This is a genomic window from Spirillospora sp. NPDC048819 (assembly GCF_040650055.1).
Taxonomy (GTDB): Bacteria; Actinomycetota; Actinomycetes; order Streptosporangiales; family Streptosporangiaceae; genus Spirillospora.
This window is the reverse complement of record NZ_JBEZGN010000003.1, coordinates 198,052-222,912: the sequence shown is the minus strand read 5'-3', so window position 1 is coordinate 222,912 and position 24,861 is coordinate 198,052. Positions and strand designations below refer to the sequence as shown.

Sequence of the window (24,861 nt, the reverse complement as noted above, 5' to 3'; positions counted from 1 at the left end):
TGACTCCGGAGGCGGCATGTTCTGCGCGCACGGTGAGGACCGAACCGCACTCCAAGAGCTGGCCCCCCGGTGGCGTGCGGGCGCGGTCACTCGAGCTGGGCCAGCAGCGCTCGGGTCCGGTCACGTTCCGCGCGAGCGTCCAGATGTTCCCACGCCGTGAGCGCACGCGTCAGCTCGGCGGAATCCCCGTGCAGGCGTCCGCGCGCACGGGAGAGGCAGGCCGCTGCCCACCCGTTCTCCTCGGCAAGCGGGGCGGTGGTCGCGAGCAGTTCCGCCGCGTCGGGCAGTTCCGCCGCGACGGCCAGCTCTGTGCCTGCGGCCCGTGCGTACGGCAGGTACGGGTCCAGCGGGGCATCGAGGGCGAACGCCGTGCGCACGAGGGGCTCGGCGTCGTCGAAGCGCCCGGCGTGGACGGCGAGGAGGGCGTCGACGAACACGGCGACCGGTGCCGTACCGAGGGTGCCGCCGGCCACCTCCTCGGCCCGGGACCTCCACAGCGCGGCGGCCTCCGACTCCTCGAGCATCGCGCAGGCCAGCACGGTCGTGCACACCGCCGGCAACATCCAGAGCGGGGCCGGGCGCCCGGCCCGCTCCCACTGGTCCCACATCCGTTCGGCATGGTCGACCGCGTCGCGGAACCGCCCGGTCAGCGCGAGCGGCTGGACCAGGCGGCTGGCCGTGATGTGCGTGTCGCGCAGCAGGTCGTCCTCGATGCAGGCCCGCGCCGCGGCCATCCCGCCGCGCAGGTCACCGGCCATGATCGCGTAGATGCAGGCGCGGCCGTAGGTGTTGCAGATCTCCGGCGCGCAGTACGGGTCGTCGCGGTCCATGGACGGCAGCAGCCGCATGCGTTCCCGGGTGATGCGGTTGGCCTCCCGCAGTCGTCCGGCGCGCAGCGCCGCGGTGGCCGCCGCGCACAGCCCCGAGCTGAGCAGTACCGGATCCGCGGTCGCCTGGGTGGCGGCGACCGCGGCCGACGCGAGCGCGAGGTCCGGCGCGCCGCGGTCGGGGCCGGCCAGCCACGCGCCGGCCACGGCGATGCACGCCGCCACCTCCGGATCGTCGGCGGGCCCGGCCGCGAGCGCGTCGTCGAAGAAGCCGAGGAGGATCTCGCGCGGAACCTGCGTCTCGAACGCCTCGGGGAACCGGCACGCGGTCTCCACCGCGCGCGCCAGGTCGATCGCCCGTCCGCGGTCGTCCCCGGCCAGCCGGGCGTGTTCGGCCGCCTCCAGCAGTAACTCGTACACGTGCAGGTTGGACGTGGTGCTCACGTGCGCGCACCAGGCTCCCGCCCGCAGGTCGCGCGCGGCCGAGGCGGCGCCGGTCGCGACCAGGGCGGCGGTCCGGTGGTGCGCGAAGGACTCCAGCAGGTGCCGGCGGGCGAAGGTCAGGTGCGCCAGGGTGCGCGCCAGCCGGTGCGTCACCTCGTCCGGACCTCCGGCCGCGGCCAGTGCGGCCCGCAGGTCCGCGGCCTGCACGTCGAAGTCCTCCCGCCACGCGGGATCGCCGAGCCCGGCCTCCACGGCGCCCGCCGCGTCGGCGGCCCACTGCAGGTGTCGTGCCCGCGTCTTGTCCTCTTCACCGATGGCCGACATCTGTGCCAGCGCGAACGCTCGGACCGTCTCCAGCAGCCGCCACCTGCCGGCCCGCCCGCGCACGTGCACCACGAGGCTCTTGTCCACCAACCGGCCGAGCAGGTCCGCGACGCTCGCCCGGTCCCCGCCGACCGCCGCCGCGGCGTCCAGGTCGAACGCCCCCACGAAGATCCCGAGCCGGCGGAACAGCGCCTGCTCCTCCTCATCGAGCAGGTCGTAACTCCAGGACAGCACCGCGCGCAGGGATCGATGCCGCTCGTCGCCACCGCGCACGCCGCCGGACAGCAGCCGTAGCGCGTCGTCGAGGGCCGCGAGCAGACCCGTGGGGCCCAGCGACGCACTGCGGGCCGCGGCCAGCTCGATCGCCAGGGGCAACCCGTCCAGCCGCGCGCACAGTTCCGCGATCACCGCGGGCTCCGCCACGAACTGCGGGTCCGCGGCCAGCGCCCGGTCGTGGAACAGCCGCTCGGCGTCCGGGCCCAGCGGCAACGGCGAGATCGGCACGCTGCGCTCGCACGGGATGCCCACCCGTTCCCGGCTGGTCACCAGCACACGGGTGCCCGGGCAGGCGATCAGGATCTGCTCGGCGAACGCGGTCGCCTCGTCGATCACGTGCTCGCAGTTGTCCAGGACGAGCAGCCACCGCCCGGTGCCCAGCCGGGCCGCGACCGCCTCGGCCAACGGCTGATGCGAGCCCTCGGTCACGCCCAGCGTGGTCGCGACCGCCCGGGCCACGAACCCCTCGCGCACCGGCACCAGGTCCACGAACGCGCCGCCGGACGGGAACATCGCGACGGCGTCCTCCGCCACCACTGCGGCCAGCCGGGTCTTGCCCACGCCGCCCGGACCCACCAGAGTCACCAGCCGGGCCTCCTCGATCGCGGCCAGCACGGCCGCGCGCTCGGCGTCGCGGCCGACGAACGTCGTTCCGGTCGCGGGCAGGCCGACGATGCGGGCCGGCTCCCGCGTCCCCGAGCGGGCCAGCTCCGCCAGCGCCCACCGGTCGGTCACCCCGTGCTTGCGCAGCAACGACGACACGTGGCTTTCCACGGTGCGTACGGAGATGTGCATCCGACGCGCGATCTGCGCGTTGGTCAGCCGCATGCCCAGCGCGGCCAGCACCTCGGCCTCCCGCTCAGATATCCGCTCCGCCATCGCGGCCCCTTCTTATCCGTGACGGTATCCGTGGCGGCATCCGTGGTGGTCTGCGGACGGTACGGATGACCGTCCCGCCCCTCCGGAGCGACGCTGGAGGCATGGACATCACCCTAACCGCGCGCCCCGCCACCCAGCCGCCTGAACTGAACGAGCTGGTCCCCGCCGTGCGCGCCGCCGTCGCCCGCAACGCCGGCTGGCGCGACACCGCGTCCCATGTGGCCGACGCGCTGCGCGAGCACCTGCCGTCGCCCGGGCTGCTCCCCGCCGGCCTGCTCGAAGGCGAGTACGGAACCCACCGGAGCCACCGCCTGCACGTGGAGCCGGACGGCTCGTTCTCGATGCTGGCCATCGTCTGGCAACCGGGCGCCCTGACCCGCGTCCACGACCACGTGACCTGGTGCGTGCTCGGCATTCTCGCCGGTGTCCAGTACGAGGACCTCTACGCACTCGCCGACGACGGCACCGCCCTGATCGAGGCCGGCAGCACCCGCAATCCGACGGGTGAGGTCACCGGCTTCGCCCCGCCCGGCGACATCCACCGCATGCGCAACGCCGAGGACGGTCCCGCCGTCTCCCTGCACATCTACGGAACCGACCTCGACCGCATCGGATCCAGCGCCCGCCGCTTCTACGACCTCCCCGTCCGCCCCGCCCGATGAACCGACAGGAGACCTGAGATGAGCAAGCCGATCATGCGCCCGGACGAGGTCAGCGAGGTGCTGAACCGTCCGCTGAGCCAAGAGCTCCTGGCCCGCGACCTGACCCGCCTCGCGTACGTCGCCAAGGACGGGACGCCTCGGACCATCCCGATCGGGTTCACCTGGAACGGCTCGGAGATCGTCATGTGCACCGCGACGAACGCCCCGAAGCTCCCGGCGCTGCACCACAACCCGGCGGTGGCCCTGACGATCGACACCGAGGTGCACCCGCCGAAGATCCTGCTGATCCGCGGCCGAGCCGAGCTGGACGTCGTCGAGGGCATCCCGGAGGAGTACCTCCAGATGAACGGCGCGCTCACGATGACGGCCGAGCAGCGGGTCGAGTGGGAGGCCGGGGTTCGCTCGCTCTACGACGCCATGGTCCGGATCGTCGTGACCCCGACCTGGGCGAAACTGATCGACTTCGAGACCACCCTCCCCAGCGCGGTCGAGGAACTGATGCGGAAACGCGACGAAAACCAGCGCGCCTGACCGAGCGCCATCGCCGAACGACTCCCGACCTCAGCAACCGCGACGCGCGTAAATTTGACCCGAGGAGAACAAGAAATGAGCTCAACTACAGCCGGCACCATGCGGAAACTCATCGTCCAGCAGTGGGTCACCGTCGACAACATCGCAGCAGAGGAGGACGGCGGGCTCAGCTTCGTGTCAGGGGAGCCCTTTTCCGAGAAGAGCGACCCTGCGTTCAAGGCAAGCGTGATGGGCTTCATCGACTCGGTCGACACGATGATTCTCGGCGCGAACACCTATGCCCAGTCCAAGGACTACTGGCCGTACGCCGACGAGCAGGGCGAATACGGCGAGAAGCTCAACGACCTCGCCAAGTTCGTCGTCTCGTCGAAGCTGGAAGACGCCCCCTGGGGAACCTTCCCCGCCGCGACCGTGACGCGCGACCCGGTCGCCACCATCCGGGAACTCAAGCAGCAGAGCGGCAAGGACATCTGGCTGTGGGGGAGCTTGAAGCTCATGCACTCCTTGCTGGACGCCAGCGTCGTCGACGAGGTCCGGATGCTGGTCTGCCCGGCGTCACGCGGCAAAGGAACGCGCGTTTACGACGGCGGGCAAGACCTGAAGCTGATCGAGGCGACCGGGTTCGAAAACGGCCTAGCGCTCCTGCACTACGAGATCAACAAGTAGGCGGAAAGCGGTCGAGGGCTGCAATGGCATCGGCCGGCACATCGCCAACCGGCTCCTGGCCGATGGTCAGCAGGTCGTCGATGTCCCGGCGAAGCTGTCGGCATGGGCACGGATATTCGCCACCGGGCAAGGCCGCAAGACCGACGCCACCGATGCGCACTCGGTCGCCCTGGCCGGCACCCGTATGGCGGGTGGCCGGCGACGAGCAGCTCGCGCTGCCGCGGATCCTGATCGACCGCCGCCGATCCCTCGGCGATGACCACACCAGAGCGGGCCGCTTCATGTAAATCACCAGGAACCACGCGCAGCGCGACGTGCTGCCCGTGGTCGTCGGCGACCAGCGCGAGCGCCAGGTCCAGGAACGCGCTCAGCCGGGCGCCCGTCCACACGTCGCCGTCGCGGATGAAGACCGGGTCGGCGTCACCACGGTGTCGGGTACTCGGCGGCGAGTTGGTCGGCAGTGGACCAGTGCGTCGTAGCCAGCCCGCGAGCGGCCGGTTCGTGGCAGAGTTGCGGGATGCCTGGCGCGCGGTACGGGATGGATGCGCCCTACGGGTTCGGCTTCGTTGGCCTGGTCGTGCTGGGGTTCTGGGTGACCGGGCTGGTGATGGCGGTCACCGCCGATCTGGCCGCCGCGCTGCCCGCGCTGGTCTCCGGCACCCTGCTGGCGGGATGCCTGGCCCTGAGCCTGCACGCCACGCTGCGCGGCAAGTTCCTGGTCTGGCGGGACGTGCTGGACGAGCTGGACCTGCGTGGCGACGAACGGCTGCTCGACCTCGGCTGCGGACGCGGCGCCGTCCTGTTGGCCGCCGCCCGGCACCTCCCGCAGGGCCGGGCGGTCGGCGTGGACCTGTGGCGCGGACGGGACCAGTCCGGCAACACCCCGGCGGCGACCCTGCGCAACGCGCGCGCCGAAGGCGTCGCCGACCGCGTCCACGTGCAAGGGGGTGACCTGCGCAGACTCCCGTACGCGGAGGCAAGCTTCGACCTGGTGGTGTCCAGCCTGACGGTGCACACCATCTTCGGCGCGAACGCCCGCGCCCAAGCGATCGCCGAGGCGTACCGGGTGCTGCGGCCGGGCGGCCGCCTGCTGATCGCCGACCTGGCGCGGACCCCCCGCGAGTACGCCGCGGTGCTGGCCCGGCTGAACGCCCAGGACATCCGCGTGCGCGGCCTCGGCTGGCGCGCGTGGTGGGGCAGTCCGTGGGTCCCGACCCGCCTGCTCACAGCCCGCAAACCAGCAACCCCCTGAACACACCTACCGGCACGATCCAGGCCCCATGGTCACCTGGCGTCCGACGAGCACGTGTGTGTTCCACGGCTTCCGGGAGGTCGTCCTCCGTCTCATCGGCAGGACCACCATCACCGTCATCACGGTGTCAGCCGCGCTGGCAGCCCCCGCCCCCGTTGGCCGCCGACACCATCAGGGGCACCCATTTCACCCCTGGGTTTTGCGATCCTGGTCTGCGGACATGTCGTCATCAGTTCCCTGGTCAGGACCGGGCTCCGGGCGATTCCGGTCTCCGGACCCTCGGCCAGGTGACCGCGCAGCCTCGCAACGACCTGTTCGGCCGAGGTCGCGGCATCGAGATGCACCTTCAGGGCGACGGCGCAGGCCTCCCACCGACGCACCCGGCCGTAACCACGACGGCCACCAGCGGCACGGCCAGAAACCGGCGCGGCGCATGATCCATACCGGGCTCCACGCACGCGGCGCCCCCTCTGTTAAGGAAATCTCGAACGGCAGCGAACAAATCACGCTCTTCCGCGCCGACCGGCTCGGCCAAGTGGGTCCTCGCGACAGCGTTTCAGCCGGAGTGATCGTCTGGAAGGGCTATCCCGGGCGGCGTCCCCATGCCGAGATCAGCGGCGCGAGGGTGAGGTCGAGCTCGCCGGCATCAATGGCGGCCAGGTGCGCGTCGATCTCGGCGTCGTTGGCCGACCCTGCGGCGAGCAACTCGGCGCGGACCATGCGCACCGTCGCGGTCTCCAGCCGATCGCAGGCTAGCCCGCCGACCGGGAAGCACCCGGCCGCCCCGACATCGACCAGGCCGGCCGCACGCAACGCCCGCGGCAGCGTACGGCCGTAGCGTAGGTCGGCGCCGCGACGGGTCATCAACTCCCGGACAGCGCGCCGCAGCCGGTTGGCGCGTTGCTGTGCCGGGCCAGCCTCATCGAGGCAGGCCAGCGGCTGCAGCTCGGTATCGGCGTCCTCGACCAATAGCCGGCCACCGGGCCGCAGTGCCGCCACCATCGTCGCCAGCGCCCGGGCACGGTCGGGAACGTGGACAAGCACGAGCCGGGCGTGTACCAGGTCGAACGTGCCTTGCTGCGGCGGCGGGTCCCCGACAATGTCGTGCCGGAGCACCTCGTATTCGCCGTGCGGGTCCAACCAGGCCGGATCGATGTCCGTGGCCAGCACGTAACCGGTTGGTCCGACGGCCGTGGCGAGTGCCTCGGGAATGCTGGGGCCTCCGGCGCCGACTTCCCAGCAGCGCCAGCCCGTCTTAACTCCGAGCCGGTCGAAGTGCCCCCGTGTGACACCGTCGAACAGCTCGGCCAGCCAGGTGAACCGCTCGCCTGCCTCCGTCCGGGCGTTGTCGAGCAAATAGCGGTGATCCGGGGTGGCCCCAGAGTTGCCCGGCGATGGGGGGCCGGACCCCGCGCCAGCGGTATTCACCGGCGCGCCTGCGGTCGTGTCCGGCTCGGATCCGGGGTCGGTTCGGGGCTGCGATGAACTCATGCCCACATCCTCATGACCTACCGCGAGTTGTGTCAGTGCAACACGGAATAACCTGAGGGGCCCGGGTTCGATGAAGTCTGATGTGCCCCGACCACGGCGACCGGAACGCCGCCGCACTGCCCAAAGCCTGTTAAACCGGATGCCGGTCTAAAAGCGGACATCACCTTTGTGATGGGTGCAGGAAGCGCGTGCAGGGCCGCGCCGTCCCGTATCAGTGGCGGAGTTGGCCGGTGGCCGGTGGGCCGGGGGTGGTGGTGCGCAGGTGTGGCCTCAGGTGTTGATCTTGTCGGTGGCGGGGTGAGGGCTGCGTCATGGGGCTGTGACTGCGGCGGTGTGGCGTGGGGGGGTGTTTGGGTGACCGGGGTGTGCCGTCTGGCGTCGCTCGGTCTTGGTGACAACGTGGTGACAAATGATTAGAGGCCGATCTAGGATTTCTCCTGAATCGGCCTCTTACCTGGGGTTTCTCGGTGGAGCTGAGGGGATTTGAACCCCTGACCCCCTCGATGCGAACGAGGTGCGCTACCGGACTGCGCCACAGCCCCGAGGACTCCGTAAGGTTAGCAAACATCCGGGGGTGTTCGCGCACCGGTTATTCGCCGACGGCGCGGCGGTCGTCGGCGTATTGGTCGAAGACCTCCTCGGGGGTGAGGAGTTCGATGACCTCGGCCGGTTCGGCCGTTTCGGCGGCTCGGAGGGCCTCGCGGGCCTTGGCGCGGGCGAGGGCGCGGGCGTGTGCGGCGGCCTGGCGGCGGGCGGTGTCCATGCCGACGGCGACGCGGAGGAGCGCCAGGTGTCCCGCCAGGAGGACGGTCGGGGGCGCGGTGATCCACCAGGGCGCGAGGCCGGACGCGACGACGGCCGCGGCGGTGAGGAGCAGGGCCGTCAGGCCCGTGGTGCGGCGGCGGCGGCGGGCGATGACGGTGGCGCGGCTCGTCCGGCGGTGGGGCCGGGGTTCGGGGATCTCCTCGGGTTCCTCGTCGTCGTCTTCGACGAGGGTTTCCTCGGAGCGTTTGTGGAGGAGCCGGGTGATTCCGGTCGTCTCGGTGTCGCGGCGCAGCCACATGGGCACGAGGACGACGGCCCAGACGGCGACGATGGCGAGATAAAGAACGGCGCTGCTCACCGGCCCCACCGTCCCAGGGCACGCTCAACAGGCGGGCCGACTTTCGGCGCGCGAACGTGCATTGGGAGCAGGGTCACGCCCCGCACGGTACGAGGGGGTGTCAGAGGTTGACGAGCATAAGGGACGGTGTGTCGCGAGATCGATCTCGCCGTTACTCTCCGTTTGCCAAGGCTTCTCGATCGCAGGATTCTTACGGCGGGAAAGTCACAGCGGACTCAAGTGCGCCGGGGAAATGCCTGTTTGCGCTCGGCCAGCCAGCGTGCGCGCAGGCCACCGGGCACGTCCTCGACGGTCAGGGCGTAGCAGATGTGGTCGCGCCAGGCTCCGTCGATGTGCAGATGGCGGCGCCGAATTCCCTCTTCCCGGAATCCGAGCTTTTCGACGACGCGGCGGCTTGCCGTGTTCTCCGGACGGATATTCGCCTCCAGGCGGTGGAGGCCGACGGTGAAGAAACAGTGATCGACGGCGAGGGCGACCGCGGTGGGAATGACGCCGCGGCCGGCGACCTGCTTGTCGACCCAGTAGCCGATCTGGGCGGAACGGGCCGAGCCCCAGACGATCGCGCCGATGGTGAGCTGCCCGGCGAATTCGCCTTCGTGGGTGACGACCCAGGGCAGGGCGAGGCCTTGGCGGGCTTCGCGGCGCATGGTGTGGACCATGCTGAGGTAGGGGCCGAGGCCGCTGCGGAACAGCGGTGTCTCGGGGTTGGTGGGCTCCCAGGGGCGGAGCCAGTCGGCGTTGCGCACCCGCAGTTCACGCCAGACGGCGGCATCGCGGTGCCGGAGCGGGCGCAGCCCGACAGGACCCTCGGTCAGGGTGGCAGGCCATCCCCGCAAACGTTCCACGGCTCCATGATTCCCTGGTCGGACGTCTGGACGCCATCAATTGTCGCCGAGAAACGGTCACTCAGGTCGTTCAAGGGCCGTTTTCATGTCGGGGCGGGCCGTTTCGCGCGCTGCTCAGCCGGTGGGCGGGCGGGGGTGGTCGCCGCCCTTGATCTGGTCGACGGCGTGGGCGAGGACGCGGCCGAGGACGGTCATGCCGTCGCGGACGCCGCCCGTCGAGCCCGGCAGGTTGACGATGAGGGTGCCGCCCGCGACGCCGGCGAGCCCGCGGGACAGGATCGCGGCGGGCACCATGTCGCGCCCCTCCAGCCGGATGGCCTCCGCAATACCCGGTATCTCCCATTCGATGATCTGACGGGTCATCTCCGGGGTCTGGTCGGTGGGGGTGAGGCCGGTCCCGCCGGAGGTGACGACGACGTCGTAGTGGGCGGCGACGGCGTCCCGGAGGGTCTCGGCGACCGGGTCCCCGTCCGGGATGACGACCGGGCCGTCCACCCGGCAGCCGAGGTCCTCCAGCATCTCGACGAGGACGGGGCCGGATTTGTCCGGGTAGACGCCCGCGGCGGCCCGGTTCGACACGGTGACCGCCATCGCCCTGATCATCGGCGCCACACGCCCTTCTTGCCGCCGGTCTTCTCCTCGACCCGCACGTCGCCGATCACGGCGGCGGGGTCGACGGCCTTGACCATGTCGACCAGGGCCAGCGCGGCGACGCTGACGGACGTCAGCGCCTCCATCTCCACGCCCGTGCGGTCCGCGGTGCGGGTGACGGCAGTGATCGCGACGCCCTCGTCCCGGATCTCCAGGTCGACCGTGACTCCGTGGAGCGCGATCGGGTGGCACAGCGGGACGAGGTCAGGGACGCGCTTGGCCCCCATGATCCCCGCGATGCGGGCGACGGACAGGGCGTCGCCCTTGGGGATGTCACCCGCGCGGAGGAGGGCGACGCACTCGGCTGAGAGGTGGACGAAGCCCGTGGCGGTCGCTGTCCGGGCGGAGACGTCCTTGGACGACACGTCGACCATGCGGGCCGCGCCCGCGTCGTCCAGGTGGGTGAATTCGGGACCCGTGGCACTCAAGACGGCAACCTCATGACGTCGACGTGGGAACCGGCGGGGAGCGCTTCGACATCCTCCGGCAGAACGATGAGCGCGTTGGCGGACGCAAGCGAGCCGAGCTGGTGCGAGCCCTGCACCTCGGCCGCCGTGACGGAGTAGGAGCCGCGGTGGAACGACAGCCTGCCGCGCAGGAAATGGCGGAGCCCGGCGGGTGACTTGACGTCCTCGGCGAGGACGGCGCTCACCGTGGGCAGGGGGTCGGGTTCCAGTCCTTGCATGGCGCGCAGGGCGGGGCGTACGAAAACCTGGAACGACACGTACGCGCTTACCGGGTTGCCAGGGAGGGTGAAGACCGGCGTGTCCTCAAGGAGGCCGAACCCTTGAGGCTTACCGGGACGCATGCGCACCTTGTGAAAGCCCACCGTGCCCGTGCCGGAAAGTACTTCCTTGACGACGTCCTTGGTGCCCATGGAGACGCCGCCGGTGGTGACGATGGCATCGGCACGGACGAGCTGGTCTTCGAACATCTCCAGCACCTTGGCGGGCTCGTCCACGACGGTGGCCTGCCGGAAGCCCATTCCGCCCGCCTCCACGACGGCGGCGGTGAGCATGTAGCTGTTGGACTCCCAGATCTGGCCGTGCCCGAGCGGTGAGCCCGGTTCGCGGAGTTCGTCCCCGGTGGCGACGACCACGACGCGGGGCCTCGGCCGCACCGTCACCCGGGACCGTCCCACCGCGGCGATCATGCCGATCTGCGGGGCGCCGAGCCGGGTGCCGGCGTCCACGACGACCTGCCCGGCGACGACGTCCTCGCCCGCGCGGCGGATGTAGTTGCCCGCCGGCGCGGCGCGCGAGACCCGGACGGTCGCGTTGCCGCCGTCCGTCCACTCGACGGGGATCACCGCGTCGGCGCCGGCCGGCAGCGGCGCGCCCGTCATGATCCGGGCGGTCAGGCCGGGCCTGATCGCCGACACGCCGGAGTCGCCCGCGACGATGTCCCCGACGACGGGCAGCGTGACCGGGTCGGTCTCGGTCGCCGCCGCGATGTCGGCCGCGACGACGGCGTAGCCGTCCATCGCGGAGTTGTCGAACGGCGGCAGCGGGACGGGCGCGGACACCGACTCCGCGAGCACCGTCCCCTGCGCCTCCAACAGCGCCAGGTCGAGCGGCGGCAGCACCGCGACGCCGCCGAGGATGTCCGTCAGATGCTCATCGACCGTTCTCATGCCCACGGCCCCAGTCTGACGGGTCGTCACGAGTCCCCGGAGCCGCCCGTGCCGCCGGACGCGTCGTGCTCGCGCACGAACTCGCGCAGCCACGGGATGAACTCCGGTGCCAGGTCGGGACGTTCCGAGGCGAACTGGACGACGGTCCGGAGGTATTCGAGCTTGTTGCCCGTGTCGTACCGGCGTCCCCGGAACTTGACGCCGTAGACGCCGCCGCCCTGGTCGGCGGGCGTGTCGGCGAGGGTGCGCAGCGCGTCGGTCAGCTGGATCTCGCCGCCGCGTCCCGGCGGGGTCTTCTCCAGGACGTCGAACACCGCGGGGTCGCAGACGTACCGGCCGATGATGATCCAGTTGCTCGGCGCCTCCTCGGCGGAGGGCTTCTCGACGAGGTCGGAGATCCGGACGACGTCGTCCTCGCCGGTCGCCTCGATGGCCGCGCACCCGTACGCCGAGACCTGGTCGGGCTCGACCTCCATCAGCGCGACCACGCTGCCGCCGTACTGCCCCCGCACCTCGATCATGCGCCGCAGCAGGTTGTCGCGCGCGTCGATCATGTCGTCGCCGAGCAGCACCGCGAACGGCTCGTTCCCGACGTGCTGGCGGGCGCAGTGCACCGCGTGCCCGAGCCCGCGCGGCTCGCCCTGCCGCACATAATGCATGACGGCCAGGTCACTGGACGCGTGGACGGCGTTGAGGCGCTCGTCGTCGCCCTTGGCGCGCAGTGCCTCCTCCAGCTCGTACGCTCGGTCGAAGTGGTCCTCGATGGACCGCTTGCTGCGGCCGGTCACCATCAGGACGTCGCTGAGACCCGCGTCCACCGCCTCCTCGACGACGTACTGGATCGCCGGTTTGTCGACGATGGGCAGCATTTCCTTGGGAGTCGCCTTGGTGGCGGGCAAGAATCGGGTACCGAGGCCGGCCGCCGGGACGACCGCCTTGAGCACAGGTGCATTGTCGGCCATGTATTGACCCTAGCCACCCACGAGGACGGCAGCGTGCAGGACATCGTTTCGAAGACCGACCTACGAGCCGAACTGATCGGCAGACGTGCGGCGATGCCGCCCGAAGCCCGTACCGCGGCCGGGAGGTCGATCCGGGACGCGCTGCTGCCGGTCCCCGAGGTCGAGATGGCGGGGACCGTCGCGGCGTACGTCTCGATCGGCACCGAACCGGACACCCGCGGGCTGCTGTTCGCGCTGTGGAAGCGCGGCACGTACGTGCTGCTCCCCCGCCTGCTCCCGGACGGCGATCTCGACTGGGCGTCTTATGAGGGCCCCGACTCGCTCGTCCCGGGGCCGCGCGGACGCCTGGAACCGTCCGAGCCGCCCCGTGGGCCGGGCGCGGTGGCCAGCGCGGACGTCGTTCTCGCCCCGGCGCTGGCCGCCGACCGCACCGGCATGCGCCTCGGCCGCGGCGGCGGCTCCTACGACCGGGCGCTCGCACGGGTCGGCCCGGCGATCCTGACCGTGGCGCTGCTGTACGACCAGGAACTCCTGCAGACGGTGCCGGCCGAACCGCACGACCAGCGCGTCCGCGCGGCCGTGACCCCGTCCCAGGGCCTCGTCCGGCTCGGCTGACGAGCGGGCCGGCGCCCTGAGGCGGCGACCCGGGCCGGGCGGGTCGTCGGCGGGGCTCATTAGAGTGAGAAAGGCAAGATCGCGGGAGCGGTCGTGCGGAGGCGAAACGGGAGGTTCCAGATGACGGCGCCGTGGCGGATCCTGTCCCTGCCCCCGATCGACCAGAACGTCGTCCGGCGGCTGTTCGAGCCGCTCGGGGACGCCGCGGAGGTGACGTTCCCGCAGGCCAGGGAGCGCGCGGCATTGCTGTCCGCACTTTCCGGCGCCGACATCGTGATCGCCGACTTCAGTGCACGGCTGGCCCTGGACGCCGAGGCCGTACGGGCCGCGCCGCGCCTGGCGTTCGTCCAGATGCCCGCGGTCGGAACGGACAGCATCGACATCGCCGCGCTGGCGGCCGCGGGCGTGCCCGCGGCGAACGCGGCGGGCTTCAACGCGCGCGGGGTCGCCGAGTGGGCGGTGGGCGCGTCGTTCGCGCTGTGCCGCCACCTCGCCTGGGCGGACAGGGGCGTCCGCGCCGGCAAGTGGCCGCAGATGGAGGTGGTCGCCCGGCGTCCGCGCGAGATCCACACGCAGCGCGTCGGCATCGTCGGCTTCGGCGCGATCGGCGCCGAGGCGGCACGGCTGTTCGCGGCGCTCGGCTGCGCCGTCTCCTACTGGACGAGGCGTCCGCGTCCCGAGGCCGCGGCCAGATACCGGGAACTGGACGACCTGCTGGCCACGTCCGACATCGTCGTCCTCGCTCTGCCGCTGACAGACGAGACCCGCGGGATGATCGGTCCCGAACGTCTCGCCCTACTGCCGGACGACGCGCTGCTGGTGAACGTGGCGCGCGGGGGCATCGTGCCTGACGACGCCATAGTCGCCGCTCTGGAGTCGGGACGGCTGGCGGGCGCGGCCCTGGACGTGTTCGACGAGGAACCCCTTCCGGACGACCATCCGCTCCGCACCAACGAGGACGTGCTGCTGTCCCCGCACGCGGCCGGAACGTCCGTTCAGTCACAGTTGAACCTCGTGTCGGTCGTACGCGACAACGTCACCGCGGCCGTGGAGGGACGCGAGGTGCAGAATGTGGTCAACGGTGTGAACCCGCACGTCAGACGGCGATAACGGGGATCCCCGGCATGCCGTCCCTCAACCGCAAATGTGCGATCGGCCCGTGAATCTGTAGGATTCCTAAACGATCAACTTTGACGACCCCGAAGGGTGGGATGTGCATCTCGACATCTGGCTACTCCTCGGGGCCACGCTCGTACTCAGCGCCATCATCGCGGTCAGGCTGTCGCACCAGGCGGGCCTGCCGACCCTCCTGGCGTACATGGGCCTCGGCCTTCTCATCGGCGAGTCCGGCCCCCTCCACATCAACTTCGACGACGTCGAGCTCGCCAATACGCTCGGCTTCGCCGCCCTCGTCCTGATCCTCGCCGAGGGCGGTCTCAGCACCAGCTGGCGGCACGTGCGGCCCTCGGTGCCCGCCGCGATCAGCGTTTCCACGATCGGCACGCTGATCAGCATCGTCGTGGTGGCGCTGTCCGCCATGTGGCTGATCGACATGCCCTGGCAGCCGGCGTTCCTGCTCGGCGCCGTGCTCGCCCCGACCGACGCGGCCGCCGTGTTCTCGGTGCTGCGGCGGCTGCCGCTGCCGTCCCGGCTGTCCGGGCTGCTGGAGGCCGAGTCGGGCTTCAACGACGCGCCCGTCGTGATCATCGTGATCGCGCTCAGCACCCACACCGGCGCGCCCAACCTCGCCGAGCTGTTCGGCCTGATGGTGTACGAGCTGGTCGCGGGCGGCGTCGTCGGCGTCGCCATCGGCTGGCTCGGCGCGCAGGGCCTGCGCCGCCTCGCGCTGCCCGCCTCCGGCCTCTATCCGATCGCGGTGCTGTCGCTGGCCGTCGCCGCCTACGGCGCCGCGTCGCTGCTGCACGCCAGCGGGTTCCTCGCCGTGTACGTCGCCGCCCTCGTCCTCGGCAACGCCCGGCTCCCGCACCGGCCCGCGACCCGCGGCTTCGCCGAAGGCGTCGGCTGGCTGGCCCAGATCGGGGTCTTCGTGATGCTGGGCCTGCTGGCCTCCCCCGGCGAGCTGCCCGGCCAGATCGTGCCCGCGCTGGTGATCGGGTTCGTGCTGCTGCTCGTCGCGCGTCCCGTGTCGATCGTGCTGTCCACGCTCGGGTTCAAGCTGTCGTGGGGCGAGAAGATGTTCGCGTCCTGGGCCGGGCTGCGCGGCGCCGTGCCGATCATCCTCGCCACCATCCCGATGGTGGCGGGGGTCGAGGGCTCCGCACGGATGTTCTCGATCGTCTTCACCATCGTCGTGATCTTCACGCTGCTCCAGGGCCCCACACTGCCCCTGGCGGCGCGCTGGTGCCGGCTGGAGAGCGACGAGCAGACCCGGGAGCTGGACGTGGAAGCGGCGCCGCTGGAGGAACTGCACGCCGACCTGCTGGAGGTCCGGATTCCGGCCGACTCCATGCTGAACGGCGTGGAGATCTTCGAGCTGCGGCTGCCGCCCGGCGCGTCCGTCACGCTCATCGTGCGGAACGGGTCCAGCTTCGTCCCGGAACCCACCACGCCTCTGCAAGCCGGTGACACCCTCTTGGTCGTGACCACCGACGCAGTGCGCGAGGCCACGGAACGCCGTCTGCGCGCGGTCAGCCGGAAGGGCAGGCTGGCCGGCTGGTTCGGCGAGAAGGGAATCTGACTTGCCGTCCCGTGACAGGGTGCCGTACCGGGACCGGTCGTCTTGCCGTCCCGTGACCGGTGGTCTTGTGGCCGGTGGTCTTGTGACCAGGTTGTTCGCCGGCCTGTGACCGGGCTGTTCCCCGGCCTGCCGGACTATGACCGGTCAGGGAACAGGTCGGGGGCGAATCCTGTTTCAGCCACGGGTACCATTAGCAGTCGTTCAAAGTGAGTGCCAGTCCGGGTTGAGCCGGACTGAGTCAGCGAGGAGGAACCGTGCCGACGTATCAGTACGTTTGCACCGAGTGCGCCGAGCCTCTGGAGGTCGTGCAGAAGTTCAGCGACGACGCGCTGACCGAATGCCCGGCCTGCGAGGGCAGGCTCCGCAAGGTCTTCTCGGCGGCGGGGATCATCTTCAAGGGGTCGGGCTTCTACCGCACCGACAGCCGCGGCTCCGGCAAGACCTCGGCCGCGGGCGCCTCGTCCAACGGCGCCGCCTCGAACGGCGACTCGCCGTCCGACTCGTCCAAGTCGGATAAGTCTGACAAGTCGTCCTCGCCTTCCGCCTCCTCGTCCTCTGGTAGCGACTCCTCCTCGTCCTCCAGTACGTCGTCGTCCTCCTCTTCCTCCTCCGAAAAGGTCGCCTGACCCCTTCTCGGAGCCCCTCCGGGCCACGCACGGTGAGCCGGGCGATCCGCCGTCCCCTGGTGGGCGGGCGGATCTCCCGGCTTTTGTCGTGCCCAGAACTCGCCCGTCCCGGACATCCCGCCGGCGAGCCCACGTGAAGCGCATCAGCGCCGCGAACCCCGCCGCGTTAACCGGAGACATCCCCCGGTAGACTCCTCCCTGCCACCGCGACATCTACATCTCAAGAGGTAGCCGCGGTGCCGGTACCTGCCTCAGATGACGTAGCCCAGGTCCAATCTCTCGCCGGAGGCGCCGGCGATGCCGTCCCGCGACGATTTAGAGGGCGAGAGACGACCGGCAGGCCGGCTCTCCCGACTCGACGAAGCCCTGTCCCGAGAAGGCGCGGGGCTGCATGGAAATCTCGCGATAGTACTTGACATTCATCTCGCCCATCGAGACAGTCTGAAAGACGCGACATATCTCGATTGTCGGAGAGTGCACAGGAGAGGAATCATGAGCACACAGAGCCCGGCTCCCCCCAGGACGTGGGCCCATCGCCTGGCCGGACTGATCGCCGGCAGGCGCACCAAATGGGCAGTCCTGGCCCTGTGGGTCGTCCTGCTCGTCGCCCTCGGGCCCCTGGCCGGCAAGCTCGGCGACGTCGAGGAGAACGACGCGGCGTCCTGGCTCCCCGCCGGAGCGGAATCGACCCAGGTCGTCGAACTTGAAGAACAGTTCCGCAAGGACGAGACGATGCTCGCGGTCGTCGTCTACGAGCGCGCCGAGGGGATCACCGCCGACGACCGCGCGAAGGCCGCCTCGGACGTCTCCGCGTTGCAGAACCTGCCCGGCGCACAGAAAGTACAGGGCCCGATCCCGTCCGAGGACGGAAAAGCGCTGCAGACCCTTGTGCCCCTCACAGACGAGGACCTGACCGGTGCCGTCGACGAGGCGCGTGAGCTCGCCGAGCGCGGACCTCCTGGGCTGACCTCGCACGTCACCGGTCCCGCCGGAAGCGGCGCCGACCAGTTCGAGGTCTTCGAGACCATCGACGGGTTCCTGCTCATGGCCGCGGGCTCCGTCGTCATCGTCCTCTTGCTCATCATCTATCGCAGCCCGATGCTGTGGTTCGTCCCGGTACTGAGCGCCCTCTTCGCCCTCGGGCTGGCCCAATCACTGGTGTACCTGCTGGCCAAGTACGGGGACCTCACCGTCAACGGCCAGAGCGCCGGAATCCTGACCGTCCTCGTCTTCGGCGTCGCCACCGACTACGCACTGCTGCTCGTCGCCCGATATCGGGAGGAACTGCACCGCCACGAGGACCGGCACGAGGCCATGGCCTACGCGCTGCACCGCGCCGGACCGGCCATCATCGCGTCCGCCGCCACCGTCGCGGTCGGCCTGCTATGCCTGCTGCTCGCCGAGATGAACTCCACCGCCGGCATGGGACCCGTGGCCGCCGCGGGCGTCCTGACCGCGCTCGCCGCGATGACGACCCTCCTGCCCGCACTCCTGGTCATCTGCGGACGGTGGCTGTTCTGGCCGCTGATCCCCCGCTACGACGTCAAGTACCTGGAGCCGGAGGCGTACGAGTCGGAACACGGCATCTGGAGCCGAGTGGCCCGCCTCATCAGCAAGCGCCCGCGCGCGCTCTGGGCCGCCACCATGCTCGGCCTGATCGTCCTCAGCCTTGGCCTGACCACCCTCAAGGCGGACGGCCTCTCGGACGCGGGGATGTTCACCGGACGCCCCGACTCCGTCAAGGGCACCGAGGCCGTCGCCCGGCACTACCCCGCCGGCTCCGGTTCCCCGGCCGTCGTCATCGGCTCCGCGTCGGCGTCCGACAAGATCGCCGATACCGTCCGCGGCACGTCGGGCGTCGCCCAAGTCAGCGCACCCGCCACGGCGAACGGGCTGGTCAAGTACGAGGCGACGCTGAAGGACGCGGCGGACAGCGAGGCCGCCCGCGCGACCATCGACCGGCTGCGCGCCGCCGTGCACGACGTCCCGTCCGCGGACGCCAAGGTCGGGGGCATGACCGCGACGTCCCTGGACATCCAGCGGGCCTCCGCCCGCGACAACAAGGTGATCATCCCGATCGTGCTGGGCGTGGTGTTCCTGATCCTCGTCGCGCTGCTGCGCGCCCTGGTCGCGCCGCTGCTGATGATGGGCACCGTGGTCCTGTCGTTCCTGGCCTCGCTCGGCGCCTGTGCGGTGATCTTCGAGTACGGGTTCGGCTTCGAGGGAACCGACGCCGGTTTCCCGCTGCTGGCCTTCATCTTCCTGGTCGCGCTGGGGGTCGACTACAACATCTTCCTGATGCATCGCGTCCGGGAGGAATCGCAGGTTCTCGGGACCCGCCGCGGCATCCAGCGCGGCCTCACCGTCACCGGCGGTGTGATCACCTCGGCCGGTCTGGTCCTGGCGGCCACGTTCGCCTCCATGGTCACGCTGCCGCTGGTGTTCATGGTCGAGATGGGCTTCGCGGTCGCGTTCGGGGTGCTGCTCGACACCTTCATCGTCCGGTCTCTGCTGCTCCCGGCCCTGTCGTACGACATCGGGCGGCGGATCTGGACACCGGGCCGCCTCGCCAAGCGCAAGCCGGCCGCCGACCCGCCCAAGGTCCTCGAACGGGTCGGCTGACGCCGCCACAGATCCCGGCTCCGGCCGGGACGGGGAAGGGGAGGGGTCCGGCTTCGGCCGGGCCCCTTCTTCGTGCCGCGGAGTTATCCACAATCGGCGGACGGTCTCCCGGGCGCCGGCGCGGGATGGCTAATGTCGGCGCCATGTCCACTCAGCCTTCCGCCGCGCCGCCCACCGCCGAGATCGGGGTCATCGGCGGCTCCGGGTTCTACTCGTTCCTTCACGACGTCGAGGAGGTCCGAGTCGAGACCCCGTACGGGCCTCCGAGCGACCCCATCGCCGTCGGCGAGCTGGCGGGACGCCGCGTCGCGTTCGTCCCCCGCCACGGCCGCGACCACCGGTTCCCGCCGCACAAGATCCCCTACCGGGCCAACATGTGGGCGCTGCGCTCACTCGGCGTCCGGCAGGTCCTGGCGCCGAGCGCGGTCGGCTCCCTCACCCCCGACTACGGCCCGGGCACGCTCGCCGTCCCCGACCAGCTCGCCGACCGCACGTCCGGACGCGAGCAGACCTACTACGAGTCGGGCGCCGCCGTGCACGTGTCGTTCTCCGACCCGTACTGCCCGGCGGGCCGCCGCGCCGCCGTGGAATCCGCGCGGACGGCCGGCTGGGACCCCGTCGACCGCGGCACCCTCGTCGTCATCGAGGGGCCGCGCTTCTCGACCCGGGCGGAATCCCAGTGGTTCGCCTCCCAGGGCTGGACGCTCATCGGGATGACCGGCCACCCCGAGGCCGTCCTCGCCCGCGAACTCGCCCTCTGCTACACGTCCCTGTGCCTTGTCACCGACCTCGATGCGGGCATCGAGGAGGGCGAGGGCGTCACCATGGAGGAGGTCCTCCGCGTCTTCGGCGAGAACATCGACCGTCTCCGCACCCTCGTGGCCGACGTCGTCAAGACGCTGCCCGCCGAGCGCACCTGCCCCTGTCCGAACGTCCTGGACGGCATGAAGCTCCCCCTGGAACTTCCGTGAACGCCCGCTTAGCCCGCCTGCGACGGCCGCTGGCGGCACTGTTCGCCGCGGCCGCCGCGGGCCTCGCCCTCATGGCCCTGCGCCCCGGTCCGCCACCGTCCGTCCGGGTCCTGGCCGCCGCCCGCGACCTCCCGGCCGGAACCGCCCTCGCCCCAACCGACCTGCACCATGTGAACCTGCCGCCCGCCGCCGTCCCGTCCGGCGCCCTCCGCTCCGGCACCGGCCGGACCCTCGCCGCCCCCATGCGCGAAGGCGAGCCCCTCACCGACGCCCGCGTCGTCGGCGACGGCCTACTCCGCGCCTACGGCCCCGGCACGGTCGCGACCCCGGTCCGCATAGCCGACGCCGACGCCGTCCGCCTCCTCCACCCGGGCGACCACATCGACGTCCTGACCACCCCGGCGCCACCCGCCTTGCCCGACGCCACCGCAAGCCACCCCCGAGGCGACGCCCGGGTCGTGGTGTCATCGATCCCCGTCATCACCGTCCCCGCCCCCGACGAGGCCGACAGCCGACAGGGCGCCCTGGTCGTCCTGGCGACCACCAGAGCCCAAGCCCTCGCCTTAGCGGCCGCCACCGCCCCCCTGACCCTCACCATCACCGCCCCTGCCCCGTAATCAAGAGCAAGCTTGGCCTCACGTCCCGAAGCTGCGCGATTCCCCAACGATGTTGGACGCACCGGTCGCCCGGCACGTGCTCACCGCGGACGGTCAGCCCCCTGCCCCGCCCCCGGACCGCCACCCCCCGGCGCGTGCTCACCGTGGACGGTCAGTCCCCTGGGCCGGCCCCAGACCGCCGCCCCCGACGGACCGGCAGCCACCACGGCGCGCTGATCCGAGGTACGCCCCGCCCCCACGACATCCCTGACTCCCGCCCCCACCGCAGTCGACTCTCACTCGCAGCGGACCCTCACCCGCAACCCTGAACTTGGCATGTCACACAAGGTTTCATTACCATCCGTAGCCGTTCCTGCGCTCTCGATTCACCAGGGAGACGCACCCCCTAACCCCCGGAGCCGGCATGAGTGGTTTCAAGAAGTTCCTCCTGCGCGGAAACCTCGTCGAACTCGCGGTCGCGTTCGTCGTCGGAGCAGCGTTCGCGGGCCTGGTGAAGGACTTCGCGAGTTCCTTCATCACGCCGCTGATCGCGCTGATCGGCGGCGAGCCCGACTACACGGCCCTGGCCGTGACGATCAACGGAACCAAGTTCCCGTACGGCATCTTCGTGACCTCGGCGATCGCGTTCGTCATCACGGCGGCGATCGTCTACTTCCTCGTGGTGTTGCCGACGACCAAGCTGATCGAGCGAATGGACCGGGGCAAGGAGGCCGCCGAGCACGAGTGCCCACAGTGCCTCAGCGACATCCCGGTGAAGGCCCGCCGCTGCCGCTACTGCACCGCCGAGGTCGTCCCCGCCACCGAGGCCCCCTATCAGGGCGGCCCCGCCTAGCCTCGACACACCCGCGCCAAGTAGCCCGCAGGCCCTGCTGCCGCCCCCGAACGGCGCTGACCTGGGGCCGTGCTCCCCGCGGGCCCGAACTGACCCCGACCGGTGCTGCTCTCCGGCGGTACTGCTCTCAGGTCGTTCCGACCCCGCGCCCGAGCCGACCCCAGGCAGTGCTGGCCCCGCACCACGTTGCCGCAGCATCGTCTGGGGCCAGCTCGGATCGAGGGCAACACCACCCGGGGCCGGCGCCGCGCGAGTTCCCGCACGAGACCGCCGACGCCCTGGGCGAGCAGCACAAAGCACAGGAAACCGAGAGTGATCGCCGACCAGATCACGGGCGCGCTCGCCTGTACGGCGCTGTTCTGGCGGCGGCGGTGGCCCGTCCAGCTCGCCGTGGCCCTGCTCGTGACCGGAACGTTCGCGCACCTGATGACCGGTCCGACGCTGATCGCCCTGTTCATCGTCGCGGCGCACCGTCCCGTCCGCACGACGGCCTGGGTGAGCGCGCCGGCCTTCGCCCCGCTGCCGCTGTTCGTCGCCCCGCCGTACCTGCCATCGCGGGCCGCACCGCGTACCGCATCGTCCGGGAGAGCCTGACGAACGCCCGCAGACATGCGCCCGGCTGCCGAGGTCGCCGTGACGGTACGCAGCGGCCTCGTGCCGGTCCCGAGCCGTGCCGACCCCCGGGCCGAGCCGCGTTGCCCTCGGACCGTGCCGGTCCCGGGTCGTGCCGCCCCCGGCGGTGATGGTCTCGGACGGTCCTGGCCTCGGGCGGTGTTGCCCTCGGGCCGAGCCGGTTCTGGGCCGAGCTGCCCCGCGCCGCGTGACCTCGGGCCGACCCCAGGCCGTGTTGGCCCCGGGCAGTGCTGGCCCCCCGGCGGGTTAGTCCCGGACGGTCCTGGCCCCGCGCCGCGTTGTCCTCGGGCCGTGTCGGTCCCAGGGGCGTGGTTGCACTTGGCGGTGTTGGGCTTGGGTGGTGTTTGAGGGTGATGCGCTGCGTGGTGGGTCGGGGGTGGGTTATTCGTTTTCGGTGCCGAATTCCCAGTGCCAGGGTTCGAACGGGTTGCTGTAGGCCCATGCCGGGTGGATCCATCCGAACTTCCCGGCGTTGTTCTCCATCCAGTTGAACTGGACGGAGCCTGAGTTCTGCACGCCGCCGCAGAGGTCGAGCGCTTGGCCCTTCCCGTGGTTGCTGGTCCCGGGGACGGCCGCGAAGCCGGGCCTCCGCGCGTAGACCGAGTGCTGCTCAGAGAGGCTCCGGTACGCGTCCGTGACGCACATGTCGCGGCCGAACCGGCGCTTGTACGAGGCGTTCAGCTTGTAGAAGCCCAGCGCCGCGTCCGCCCGCAGCTTGTGCCCCTTCTGCGGCAGGTCGCACAGGTACTTCGCCGGGATCAGCCCGTTGGGGAACTGCTTGGCGTCGGCGGCGAGGCTTTCGTCGCATTTGAGTTGCAGCCGCTTCAGCCTGCTCACCGCAAGCTTGTCGAGCATCGTGTTGAGCTGTTTGGTGAGCTCCGCCGACTTGGTCTTCAGCCCGTTCACCTCCTGCTGGAGGCGGGTCTGCTCGACCGCGTTGCGCGACTGCAGTTCCTGCGCGGTCGACGCGAGCCGCTTCCGCCGCGACTGCAGGTCGTCGGCGCGGTCCACGAGCGCCTGCTGCGACCTGGCGAGCAGCGTCACGTCCGCCGTCGAGCGAAGCGCCTGGCTCGGATCGCCCCCACCGAAGATCGCCATGGACCCGACGGCGCCACTCTGCTTGTACGAGGAGTTCGCCAGCCTGGCCAGCGGCTCACGGATCTTGTTCAGCTCGGCCTCGGCCACCGCGAGGTCCTTCAGGGTGCCTCGCAGCTTGACCTGCGAGGCGGCCAGATCCTTCTGCCGGCCTTTCATCTGCTTGGTGGCCTTCTCCAGCTCGGTGCGAGCCTTCGACGCCTCACGGCGCAACGACTCCAGGGTGTCGCCCTCGGCCGCGCCGGCGGCGCCGAGCGGTGAGAGCGTCGTCATCACCAGGAAGACCGCGGTCAGCGCCGCCGACCGGGGGTACGGCACGGTGGTTTTCCTCCTGATGCCCAAATGCGGAACAGCGGCAGAACGGTACTACAGGTTCTACGATGACCTGTGCGTAATCGGTTCAGCGGCCACGGTGACCATCGCGATCACCCTGCCGCTCGCACCACCTTCGCATCCACCAGACGTCCTCCCACCCTGGTGGGCACGGCCTCCTCGTCGTGGTCTGCGACGGTGACGGGGACGGCGCCGGCGGGCGTCTCGTCCGCCGCGGTGTGGTCCTGGGAGCGGGCGCCCGATTCGGCGCCTTGGTCGCCGCCTGCGGCTCCTGCTCGGGCGGTATGTACTCCCCGTACGTCGGCTCACCTGCGGGGACGGCCGGCGCCACCTTCTGCGCGGAGGTCCCCACCGTCCCGGGCAACTCCCCCGGCGACTCCTCACTCGCCCCGAACACGATCACGGTGGCCAGCACGACGGGCACCACGAAGACACCGGCGGCGACGCCGATCCATTTGGCCCGGGACGAACGCTCGTCCACCTCGTCTTCGGCAGCCCTGCCACTCGGCTGCCCGCGATGCCGACCCGTCACGGCACCGAAGCGTACCCACAGCGGCCCCACCAGGCCTAGAGTCCTGGGGCGCCACATAAGAAGGAGCGCGCAACGCGCCCCTTCCCCTACCCTGTAGGTGCCGTCCGCTACGCTCTTGCCGCGAGCGACGACATGCCTCCGTAGCTCAGGGGATAGAGCACCGCTCTCCTAAAGCGGGTGCCGCAGGTTCGAATCCTGCCGGAGGCGCCCTCGATGAAGTGTGCTGGCCAGCCGAAGTGTGACGGCCGGTCGGGGCGTCCGTCGTTCCGGGAGATCATCTCGGGCCTCCCGTGTCGGCACCCTTGCAGGCACGATCCGGCTACGTTCGGTTGCTGCGGCGGCATGAGTGTCGAGGTCTTCGGTGTTGCGTCCTCGCCTCGGCGACCGCGTGCACGTTCGAGGTGAGCGCGGACGCTCGAGACCTGCCTCAGTTCCCGCCCATGGGCCGTCCCTCGCGGGGGCGGTGACTGCCGATCGACCGGCCCGGTGGCGCTGGCCCGGGAGTTCGCTACGCCCAGTGAGGACGGTCGCGGTCGCCGGGCCTCCGCCGGGGGCGTCCGGCCTGATGCGTGTCACGCACTGTCGGTGTGGTTCTGCATTGGGTGCGTCTGCCCGGTGTGATCTCTAGGCGCTACCGTGTTGGCGTCTCGGTCACGGGGGCGGGCAGCGCGGTCTGCGTCGTGGCGGGGTGGCCCATTGTCTGGGCGAGGTCGCGGACGTG

General features: G+C 70.9%; 24 protein-coding genes, 2 tRNA genes and 1 pseudogene. 15 read left to right on the top strand and 12 right to left on the bottom strand.

Going from position 1 to position 24,861, the window contains the following annotated elements:
* Nucleotides 1–86 precede the first annotated feature (86 nt).
* Nucleotides 87–2,750 carry a LuxR C-terminal-related transcriptional regulator gene (locus AB0C35_RS06920; protein ID WP_358451472.1) on the bottom strand — a complete coding sequence of 888 codons (2,664 nt, stop codon included), beginning with the start codon at nt 2,748–2,750 and terminating at the stop codon, nt 87–89.
* A 101-nt stretch (nt 2,751–2,851) separates the two neighbouring features.
* Between AB0C35_RS06920 and AB0C35_RS06915 the strand changes: the two genes are divergently transcribed.
* The 4 genes from AB0C35_RS06915 (at nt 2,852) to AB0C35_RS06900 (ending at nt 4,896) form a co-directional block, all read left to right on the top strand.
* Nucleotides 2,852–3,412: a cysteine dioxygenase family protein gene (locus AB0C35_RS06915; protein WP_358451470.1), complete on the top strand. Its 561-nt coding sequence runs from the start codon at nt 2,852–2,854 to the stop codon at nt 3,410–3,412.
* An 18-nt stretch (nt 3,413–3,430) separates the two neighbouring features.
* A complete protein-coding gene (locus AB0C35_RS06910) occupies nt 3,431–3,943 on the top strand; it encodes a pyridoxamine 5'-phosphate oxidase family protein (RefSeq protein WP_358451468.1) in 513 nt (170 codons plus the stop codon).
* Between the two features lie 75 nt (nt 3,944–4,018).
* On the top strand, nt 4,019–4,609 hold the full coding sequence (locus tag AB0C35_RS06905; protein WP_358451466.1) for a dihydrofolate reductase family protein: 591 nt from the start codon (nt 4,019–4,021) through the stop codon (nt 4,607–4,609).
* Between the two features lie 152 nt (nt 4,610–4,761).
* On the top strand, nt 4,762–4,896 hold the full coding sequence (locus tag AB0C35_RS06900; protein ID WP_358451464.1) for a hypothetical protein: 135 nt from the start codon (nt 4,762–4,764) through the stop codon (nt 4,894–4,896).
* A 12-nt stretch (nt 4,897–4,908) separates the two neighbouring features.
* Here AB0C35_RS06900 and AB0C35_RS06895 read toward each other — a convergent pair.
* A pseudogene (locus AB0C35_RS06895) lies at nt 4,909–5,086 on the bottom strand (AraC family transcriptional regulator); the annotation flags it as partial.
* Between the two features lie 40 nt (nt 5,087–5,126).
* Here AB0C35_RS06895 and AB0C35_RS06890 point away from each other — a divergent pair.
* Nucleotides 5,127–5,861 (top strand): class I SAM-dependent methyltransferase, encoded by a 735-nt coding sequence (locus AB0C35_RS06890; protein ID WP_358451462.1) that lies wholly within the window; start codon nt 5,127–5,129, stop codon nt 5,859–5,861.
* A 582-nt stretch (nt 5,862–6,443) separates the two neighbouring features.
* On the opposite strand, the gene AB0C35_RS06885 is transcribed toward AB0C35_RS06890, so the two are convergent.
* The 8 genes from AB0C35_RS06885 to galU all read right to left on the bottom strand — a co-directional run bounded on the left by AB0C35_RS06885 (nt 6,444) and on the right by galU (nt 12,566).
* A complete protein-coding gene (locus AB0C35_RS06885) occupies nt 6,444–7,217 on the bottom strand; it encodes a methyltransferase domain-containing protein (RefSeq protein ID WP_358451460.1) in 774 nt (257 codons plus the stop codon).
* 603 nt (nt 7,218–7,820) lie between these two features.
* Nucleotides 7,821–7,894, bottom strand: a tRNA-Ala gene (locus tag AB0C35_RS06880).
* Nucleotides 7,895–7,941: 47 nt separating this feature from the next.
* Entirely contained in the window at nt 7,942–8,475 is a 534-nt protein-coding gene (locus AB0C35_RS06875) for a hypothetical protein (protein ID WP_358451458.1), read from the bottom strand.
* A gap of 215 nt (nt 8,476–8,690) precedes the next feature.
* Complete coding sequence (locus tag AB0C35_RS06870) at nt 8,691–9,311, bottom strand: GNAT family protein (protein ID WP_358451837.1); 621 nt, start codon at nt 9,309–9,311, stop codon at nt 8,691–8,693.
* Nucleotides 9,312–9,434: 123 nt separating this feature from the next.
* Complete coding sequence (locus tag AB0C35_RS06865) at nt 9,435–9,911, bottom strand: MogA/MoaB family molybdenum cofactor biosynthesis protein (protein ID WP_358451455.1); 477 nt, start codon at nt 9,909–9,911, stop codon at nt 9,435–9,437.
* A gap of 8 nt (nt 9,912–9,919) precedes the next feature.
* Nucleotides 9,920–10,345 carry a cyclic pyranopterin monophosphate synthase MoaC gene (gene moaC / locus AB0C35_RS06860; RefSeq protein WP_358451835.1) on the bottom strand — a complete coding sequence of 142 codons (426 nt, stop codon included), beginning with the start codon at nt 10,343–10,345 and terminating at the stop codon, nt 9,920–9,922.
* A 50-nt stretch (nt 10,346–10,395) separates the two neighbouring features.
* Entirely contained in the window at nt 10,396–11,604 is a 1,209-nt protein-coding gene (gene glp / locus AB0C35_RS06855) for a gephyrin-like molybdotransferase Glp (RefSeq protein WP_358451453.1), read from the bottom strand.
* 26 nt (nt 11,605–11,630) lie between these two features.
* Nucleotides 11,631–12,566 (bottom strand): UTP--glucose-1-phosphate uridylyltransferase GalU, encoded by a 936-nt coding sequence (galU, locus tag AB0C35_RS06850; protein ID WP_358451451.1) that lies wholly within the window; start codon nt 12,564–12,566, stop codon nt 11,631–11,633.
* Nucleotides 12,567–12,599: 33 nt separating this feature from the next.
* Between galU and AB0C35_RS06845 the strand changes: the two genes are divergently transcribed.
* The 9 genes from AB0C35_RS06845 to AB0C35_RS06805 all read left to right on the top strand — a co-directional run bounded on the left by AB0C35_RS06845 (nt 12,600) and on the right by AB0C35_RS06805 (nt 22,141).
* A complete protein-coding gene (locus tag AB0C35_RS06845; protein WP_358451449.1) occupies nt 12,600–13,181 on the top strand; it encodes a 5-formyltetrahydrofolate cyclo-ligase in 582 nt (193 codons plus the stop codon).
* Between the two features lie 120 nt (nt 13,182–13,301).
* Entirely contained in the window at nt 13,302–14,291 is a 990-nt protein-coding gene (locus tag AB0C35_RS06840) for an NAD(P)-dependent oxidoreductase (protein ID WP_358451447.1), read from the top strand.
* A gap of 103 nt (nt 14,292–14,394) precedes the next feature.
* Complete coding sequence (locus AB0C35_RS06835; protein WP_358451445.1) at nt 14,395–15,879, top strand: potassium/proton antiporter; 1,485 nt, start codon at nt 14,395–14,397, stop codon at nt 15,877–15,879.
* A gap of 254 nt (nt 15,880–16,133) precedes the next feature.
* The gene (locus AB0C35_RS06830) at nt 16,134–16,505 is read left to right on the top strand and encodes an FmdB family zinc ribbon protein (protein ID WP_358451443.1); all 372 of its coding nucleotides are present in this window, start codon (nt 16,134–16,136) and stop codon (nt 16,503–16,505) included.
* 492 nt (nt 16,506–16,997) lie between these two features.
* The gene (locus tag AB0C35_RS06825; RefSeq protein ID WP_358451441.1) at nt 16,998–19,127 is read left to right on the top strand and encodes an MMPL family transporter; all 2,130 of its coding nucleotides are present in this window, start codon (nt 16,998–17,000) and stop codon (nt 19,125–19,127) included.
* Between the two features lie 143 nt (nt 19,128–19,270).
* Nucleotides 19,271–20,098 carry an S-methyl-5'-thioadenosine phosphorylase gene (locus tag AB0C35_RS06820; protein ID WP_358451439.1) on the top strand — a complete coding sequence of 276 codons (828 nt, stop codon included), beginning with the start codon at nt 19,271–19,273 and terminating at the stop codon, nt 20,096–20,098.
* Nucleotides 20,095–20,715, top strand: a complete 621-nt coding sequence (locus AB0C35_RS06815) for an RcpC/CpaB family pilus assembly protein (protein ID WP_358451438.1) — start codon at nt 20,095–20,097, stop codon at nt 20,713–20,715. Before AB0C35_RS06820 ends, AB0C35_RS06815 begins: the two co-directional genes overlap by 4 nt.
* Nucleotides 20,716–21,118: 403 nt before the next feature.
* The gene (locus AB0C35_RS06810; protein WP_358451436.1) at nt 21,119–21,547 is read left to right on the top strand and encodes an MscL family protein; all 429 of its coding nucleotides are present in this window, start codon (nt 21,119–21,121) and stop codon (nt 21,545–21,547) included.
* Nucleotides 21,548–21,859: 312 nt separating this feature from the next.
* Nucleotides 21,860–22,141 carry a hypothetical protein gene (locus tag AB0C35_RS06805; RefSeq protein ID WP_358451434.1) on the top strand — a complete coding sequence of 94 codons (282 nt, stop codon included), beginning with the start codon at nt 21,860–21,862 and terminating at the stop codon, nt 22,139–22,141.
* Between the two features lie 420 nt (nt 22,142–22,561).
* Here AB0C35_RS06805 and AB0C35_RS06800 read toward each other — a convergent pair whose 3' ends face one another.
* Nucleotides 22,562–23,593: a D-alanyl-D-alanine carboxypeptidase family protein gene (locus tag AB0C35_RS06800; protein WP_358451432.1), complete on the bottom strand. Its 1,032-nt coding sequence runs from the start codon at nt 23,591–23,593 to the stop codon at nt 22,562–22,564.
* An 82-nt stretch (nt 23,594–23,675) separates the two neighbouring features.
* Nucleotides 23,676–24,140 carry a hypothetical protein gene (locus tag AB0C35_RS06795; RefSeq protein WP_358451430.1) on the bottom strand — a complete coding sequence of 155 codons (465 nt, stop codon included), beginning with the start codon at nt 24,138–24,140 and terminating at the stop codon, nt 23,676–23,678.
* 134 nt (nt 24,141–24,274) lie between these two features.
* On the opposite strand from AB0C35_RS06795, the gene AB0C35_RS06790 reads away from it, so the two are divergent.
* A tRNA-Arg gene (locus AB0C35_RS06790) sits at nt 24,275–24,347 on the top strand.
* Nucleotides 24,348–24,861 lie beyond the last annotated feature (514 nt).

Excerpts from the sequence above, each read along its gene's own strand:
- AB0C35_RS06920 (WP_358451472.1), bottom strand. The coding sequence starts at position 2,750 with ATGGCGGAGCGGATATCTGAGCGGGAGGCCGAGGTGCTGGCCGCGCTG.
- glp (WP_358451453.1), bottom strand. The coding sequence starts at position 11,604 with ATGAGAACGGTCGATGAGCATCTGACGGACATCCTCGGCGGCGTCGCG.
- AB0C35_RS06905 (WP_358451466.1), top strand. The coding sequence starts at position 4,019 with ATGAGCTCAACTACAGCCGGCACCATGCGGAAACTCATCGTCCAGCAG.
- moaC (WP_358451835.1), bottom strand. The coding sequence starts at position 10,345 with ATGGTCGACGTGTCGTCCAAGGACGTCTCCGCCCGGACAGCGACCGCC.
- AB0C35_RS06840 (WP_358451447.1), top strand. The coding sequence starts at position 13,302 with ATGACGGCGCCGTGGCGGATCCTGTCCCTGCCCCCGATCGACCAGAAC.
- AB0C35_RS06820 (WP_358451439.1), top strand. The coding sequence starts at position 19,271 with ATGTCCACTCAGCCTTCCGCCGCGCCGCCCACCGCCGAGATCGGGGTC.
- AB0C35_RS06900 (WP_358451464.1), top strand. The coding sequence starts at position 4,762 with ATGCGCACTCGGTCGCCCTGGCCGGCACCCGTATGGCGGGTGGCCGGC.
- AB0C35_RS06865 (WP_358451455.1), bottom strand. The coding sequence starts at position 9,911 with ATGGCGGTCACCGTGTCGAACCGGGCCGCCGCGGGCGTCTACCCGGAC.
- AB0C35_RS06915 (WP_358451470.1), top strand. The coding sequence starts at position 2,852 with ATGGACATCACCCTAACCGCGCGCCCCGCCACCCAGCCGCCTGAACTG.
- AB0C35_RS06825 (WP_358451441.1), top strand. The coding sequence starts at position 16,998 with ATGAGCACACAGAGCCCGGCTCCCCCCAGGACGTGGGCCCATCGCCTG.
- AB0C35_RS06890 (WP_358451462.1), top strand. The coding sequence starts at position 5,127 with ATGCCTGGCGCGCGGTACGGGATGGATGCGCCCTACGGGTTCGGCTTC.
- AB0C35_RS06910 (WP_358451468.1), top strand. The coding sequence starts at position 3,431 with ATGAGCAAGCCGATCATGCGCCCGGACGAGGTCAGCGAGGTGCTGAAC.
- AB0C35_RS06810 (WP_358451436.1), top strand. The coding sequence starts at position 21,119 with ATGAGTGGTTTCAAGAAGTTCCTCCTGCGCGGAAACCTCGTCGAACTC.
- galU (WP_358451451.1), bottom strand. The coding sequence starts at position 12,566 with ATGGCCGACAATGCACCTGTGCTCAAGGCGGTCGTCCCGGCGGCCGGC.